Below are 5,587 nucleotides of genomic sequence, written 5' to 3' on the forward strand. Positions count from 1 at the left end.
CTGGTGGCCCGGCGCACCTACCGCCCACCGGGCTTTCCCGCGGGTTATCACAAACCCCCCCCCCCCCCCCGCGCGGGGGGGCCCCCATGGGGGGCCCCCCGGGGCCGCGCGGTCACGGCGCGCCCCCCGCCTCCGCGCCCTGCGTCGCAGGCGCCTGATCGCCGCGGCGTTCGTGCTCCCCGCGCTACTGCTGCTCGGCGCGCTCGTCGTCTATCCCGTGCTGTTCTCGGTCGGCCGGAGCTTCTTCGACGCCGGGGGCACCCGCTTCGTCGGCGGCGAGAACTACGCCGAGATGTTCCGCGACCCGGCCACCCTCAAAGCGGTCCGCAACAGCGCCATCTGGGTGGTCGTCGCCCCCACCCTGCTCACCGGGCTCGGTCTGATCCTGGCCGTGCTGGTCGAGAAGGTCCGCTGGGCCACTGCGTTCAAACTGCTGCTGTTCATGCCGATGGCGGTGTCCTTCCTCGCCGCGGGCATCATCTTCCGGCTCGCCTACGAGGAGGACCCCGACAAGGGTGTGCTGAACGCCGCCGTCGTGGGGATGCACGATGCCGTCAAGGGCTCCTCCTCGTATCCGGCCGCCCGCGCCCGGGACGGTCAGGGGCTGACGAAGGCGCCCGACGGCTCGTACTCCGCGTCGGACACGGTCTCACCGGGCGGGCGGACCCTCACCCTCGGTCTGGTCGGCGTGCCGCCGAAGGAACTGCCCGCCGGCGCGGTGCCCGCACAACCCGCGGCGAGCCACACGGCAGGGCCGGGCGAACTGCTGGGCGTGGTCTACCTGGACTTCACTCCGGGGGGCGGCGGGAAGCAGGGGGCGGTGGACCCGGGGGAGAGCGGACTGCCGGAGATGACGGTCGAGGCGGTACGCGACGGGCGGCCGGTCGCGACCGCCACCACCGCGTCCGACGGCTCCTTCCGCTTCCCGGACCTGGCGGCCGGTGCGTACACCGTGCGGCTGCCCGCGCAGAACTTCGCCCCGCCCTACGAGGGCGTGTCCTGGCTCGGTCCGGCGCTGGTCACCCCGGCGATCATCGGCGCGTATCTGTGGATCTGGACCGGTTTCGCGATGGTGCTCATCGGCGCGGGCCTGTCGTCCCTGCCACGTGACACGCTCGAAGCCGCCCGGATGGACGGTGCCAACGAGTGGCAGGTGTTCCGCAGGATCACGGTGCCGCTGCTCGCCCCCATCCTGACCGTGGTCTTCGTGACCCTGGTGATCAACGTGATGAAGGTCTTCGACCTCGTCTACATCATCGCGCCCGGTCCGGTGCAGGAGGACGCCACCGTGCTGGCCACGCAGATGTGGCTGGTGTCCTTCGGCGGCGGCAACAACCAGGGGCTCGGCAGCGCGCTGGGTGTCCTGCTCCTGCTGCTGGTGATCCCGGCCATGGTCTTCAACGTCCGCCGCTTCCGCAGGAGCCAGTCATGAGCGCCGCCGCCACCGAACCGAACGCCGCCGTCGCGCAGAGCGCGCCGCCGACCGGTCGCCGCACGGACCGGCGGCGTTCGGGAAGCAGGCTGGGGAGGTGGCTCGGCAACGGGGTGGTGCAGGCGTTCCTCGTGGTCATCGGATTCGTGTGGATCACTCCGCTGGCGGGGCTGCTGCTCTCCTCGCTGCGCTCGGCGCGGGACAACGCCGGGAGCGGCTGGTGGACCGCGCTGACCTCACCCGGGCAGCTGTCGTTCGAGAACTACTCCGCGCTGCTCGGCAACGCGGGGATGACCCGCGCGTTCTGGAACACCGTCATGATCTCGGTGCCCACCACGGCACTGGTCATCGTGATCGCGGCACTGGCGGGCTATGCCTTCGCCTGGCTGGACTTCCCCGGCCGGGACTGGCTGTTCCTGCTGGTGGTGGCGATGCTGGTGGTACCCGTCCAGGTGGGTCTGCTGCCGGTCGCCAAGCTGTTCGGCCAGTTGGGCCTGTTCGGCACCATCCCGGGCGTCGTGCTCTTCCACGTCGCCTACGGGCTGCCGTTCGCCATCTTCCTGCTGCGCAACTACTTCGCCGACATCCCGCGCGAGATGCTGGAGGCGGCGCGCATGGACGGCGGGGGCGAGTGGCGGATCTTCACCCGGCTGGTGCTGCCGGTGGGCCGCCCGGCGATCGCGAGTCTGGCGATCTTCCAGTTCCTGTGGGTGTGGAACGACATGCTGGTGGCGCTGCTCTTCGCGGACAGCTCATCACAGCCACTCACCGTCGAACTCCAGTCACAAGTACGGCAGTTCGGAAGCAATATCGATGTGCTGGCGCCCGGTGCGTTCCTCTCGCTGATCGTGCCCGTGGTGGTCTTCTTCGCCTTCCAGCGGCACTTCGTGCAGGGGGTGATGGCGGCCTCGGGATCAGCCTCCATCCCGGTCGAGCGCCATGCCATGAACCCGTCCGGGCGGACCACGACCGCACCGTCAGGGGCCGCGCCGTGCGACTCGGCCCAGTCGAAGCCCGTTTCGGGGATCAGGTCGGCGTCCGGTCCCTCACCCACGAGGTAGGCGTCGAGCGGACATGAGAGCCGGTCGGCCACGGTGCGCGCCGCCGCGCGCCACGCGGCGCCACCCGGTCCGGTCAGCAGTACGTACGAGCGCTCGAACAGGTCCAGCGTGGAGATCCGGCGCTGGGTGCCGGGCTTGTGCAACCACATGTGCGGTGACCTGGCGCCGGGCTCCCCCACCAACTGGATTCCCTTGGGGACGACGGGCTGGTCGGGGTCGGCTCCGATGACGGCACCGTGCGGGTAGCGGTAGCCCATCGCGACGGCGAGCATCCCGCCGGGACTGCCGCCCGGGCCACCGGCGATGCTGGGTCCGCCTGGGCCGCCGCCCATGCCCGGACCGCCGGGGCCACCGGGGCCACCGGGGCCACCGGGGCCACCGGGGCGGCCCATACCCGGACCGCCAGGCCCACCCGGACCACCAGGTCCGCCAGGTCCGCCCTCGCGGCCCGCCACCGACGACGGGTCGTAGCCGGGGTGGCTGTGCTCCTCCGACCTACTCGACGCACGCATACCGGTGGCTCTGGCCACCGGCAGCCGCTCCGCCTCGTAGCTGTCGAGCAGCCCTGGGCCCGCCGCACCGTCCAGCACCATGGCGAGCTTCCAGGCGAGGTTGTGCGCGTCCTGGATGCCGGTGTTGGAGCCGAACGCCCCGGTGGGCGACATCTCGTGGCAGGAGTCGCCGGCGAGGAACACCCGGCCCGACGAGTAGTGTTCGGAGACCCGCTCGGCGGCGTGCCAGGGGGCCTTTCCGGTGATCTCGACGTCGATGTCCGGTGCGCCGATCGCCTTGCGGATGTGGGCGATACAGCGCTCCTCGGTGAAGTCCTCCAGTTTCTCGCCCTTGTCGGGCTGCCAGGGCGCGTGGAAGACCCAGTTCTCCACGTTGTCCACGGGCAGCAGGGCGCCGTCCGCCTCCGGGTTGGTGAGGTAGCAGACGATGAAGCGGCGGTCGCCTACGACATCCGCCAGCGCCCGGGACCTGAAGGTGACGCTGACGTTGTGGAACAGGTCGCCGAGACCCGTCTGACCGATGCCGAGCTGCTGGCGTACGGGGCTGCGGGGGCCGTCGGCCGCCACCAGGTAGTCCGCCCGGACGACCCGGGTCCGGCCGCTGTCGCGGTCCTCGATGACCGCGGTGACACCGTCGGCGTCCTGTTCGAACGACTTCATCTCGGTGGAGTAGCGAAGGTCGCCGCCGTTCTTGCGGGCGCACTCCACTAGCACCGGCTCCAGGTCGTTCTGGCTGCACACGCACCAGCCGGAGGGGCTGATCCGGGTCAGCCCGTCGCCGGGGTCGATCTCCTTGAGCAGCCACTCGCCCTCGTCGCCGACCAGCGACGGGGTCTGGAGGATGCCGTGGTTGCCCGCGAGTGCGGACGCTGCCTCGTGGATCAGCGGTTCGGCGCCCGCCACCCTGAACAGCTCCATCGTGCGTACGTTGTTGCCGCGTCCGCGCGGATGCCGAGAGGTGCTCGCGTGCCGCTCGACGAGCATGTGCCCGACGCCGAGCCGGCCCAGGAACAGCGACGTGGACAGACCCACCAGCGAGCCGCCCACGATCAGGACCGGTACGCGGTCGTCGAAGTTTTCTTCCATCAGTTGCTCCAGCTCCAGCCGCCGGTTGAGGGGATCGGAGTTTCCATGCCCGTGCGCGGGCGCCTCGATCGCCCCTTCACCCGCATGGTTCACACATCTCGCGCCACCCGTGGTATCGGCACAGGATCGAAGCCGGACGGCCGCATCGCTGGGCGCTGATCGGCGGTTCCAATGCGTCGGACCTCTTACTCCGAACCCCGGAGAGCCGGCTCCGTCACCTCGGTGGCGGCTTCACTGTCTCGAAGGAGATGCGTGGAACATGACAACTCTGTCGGAACGTATATCTCAGTCGGCCTTCGACGGCTCCAGGCTGCGGGTCGTACTGCTGGTGGACCTTCATGACGGTGCGCAGCAGAGCTTTCTCGCCGCGTACGAGCACATGCGCAATCAGGTGGCCTCGGTACCCGGCCATCTGAGTGACCAGCTGTGCCAGTCGATCGAGAATCCTTCGCAGTGGCTGATCACCAGTGAGTGGGAGAGCGCGCCGCCGTTCATCGAGTGGGTGAACAGCGAGGAGCACGTCGACGTGGTGAAACCGCTGCACAGCTGTGTGCGGGACACCCGTTCGCTGCGCTTCAGCGTGCTGCGCGAGACGGGCAAGATCCACACGGAGGCCCGTGCGGCGGAGCTCGGCGGTGCTCTCCAGCCGTACGCGCGGATGGGTGATGGCATCGTCCGACACGCCCTCACCTTTACCGTCAAGCCGGGCAGCGAGGAGATCGTCGCCGAGCTGCTCGCGGGTTACAAGTCGCCCGAGCCGCGGGTCGACGACAACACCCGGTTGCGCCGTACCTCCCTGTTCATGCACCGCAACCGGGTCATCCGCGCGGTGGAGGTGCAGGGCGATCTGCTCGCCGCGCTGCGTCATGTGGCCCGGCAGCCCGAGGTGCAGGCGCTTGAGGAAGCCATCAACCCCTATCTGGAGCAGCACCGCGACCTCAATGACCAGGAGTCGGCGCGGATGTTCTTCACCCGGGCGTCACTTCCGGCGGTACACCACCTGGCGGCCGTCGAAGGCGAGCACCCGGACACGAAGCGCCACGCGCTGTACTACCCGGCCAAGCAGGGCTGCGGTATGGCTCTGGCCAAGCTCCTCGCCCGCCAGGACGAGGAGGCCGCCCACGACCCCTCCGGGGTCATCGAGAGCAGCACCATCTTCCTGCGCGACGACGTCGTCATCCGGCTCGTCGATGTGCGTGGCGGTCTTGATGCCGCTCCGATGCTCGCGGGAGGAGCGCACGGTCCCCGCAAGGCGGCCATGGTGGCCCGTCTGCTCGACGAGGACGCGTTCGGCGGCGGTTCTCCGGCGACGGAAGCGGAGATGCTCCGCTTCCTCGCTCGCGCCGACATGCGCCTGATCACCGATCGCCGGTCCCCCGTCGCTCCCTGAACCGTCCGTCCCGCGCCGCGGGGGGGGGGGGCGGGGGCCGCCCCCCCCCCCCCGCCCCCCCGCGGCCCCCCCCGCCGGCGCCCCGGGGGGTCTGACTACTCTCCCA

The 5,587-nt window shown here is 70.3% G+C and carries 2 protein-coding genes and 2 pseudogenes; 3 read left to right on the top strand and 1 reads right to left on the bottom strand.

The genetic code is table 11. From position 1 onward, the window contains the following. Nucleotides 1-139 precede the first annotated feature (139 nt). Nucleotides 140-1,432, top strand: a complete 1,293-nt coding sequence (locus tag ACFWI9_RS11600; protein ID WP_387160931.1) for an ABC transporter permease subunit — start codon at nt 140-142, stop codon at nt 1,430-1,432. Further along, nucleotides 1,429-2,343 (top strand): annotated as a pseudogene (locus ACFWI9_RS11605) (carbohydrate ABC transporter permease); the annotation flags it as partial. The gene ACFWI9_RS11600 and the pseudogene ACFWI9_RS11605, both read left to right, overlap by 4 nt. On the opposite strand, the pseudogene ACFWI9_RS11610 reads toward ACFWI9_RS11605, so the two are convergent. Next, nucleotides 2,331-4,091: pseudogene (locus ACFWI9_RS11610) on the bottom strand (FAD-dependent oxidoreductase); the annotation flags it as partial. The pseudogenes ACFWI9_RS11605 and ACFWI9_RS11610 sit on opposite strands and share 13 nt — an antisense overlap. 259 nt (nt 4,092-4,350) lie before the next feature. Between ACFWI9_RS11610 and ACFWI9_RS11615 the strand changes: the two are divergent. Next, the gene (locus ACFWI9_RS11615; RefSeq protein WP_387160914.1) at nt 4,351-5,481 is read left to right on the top strand and encodes a SchA/CurD-like domain-containing protein; all 1,131 of its coding nucleotides are present in this window, start codon (nt 4,351-4,353) and stop codon (nt 5,479-5,481) included. Nucleotides 5,482-5,587: the final 106 nt, after the last annotated feature.

This window comes from Streptomyces sp. NPDC127084 (assembly GCF_042724175.1).
In the GTDB taxonomy this organism is placed as follows: domain Bacteria; phylum Actinomycetota; class Actinomycetes; order Streptomycetales; family Streptomycetaceae; genus Streptomyces.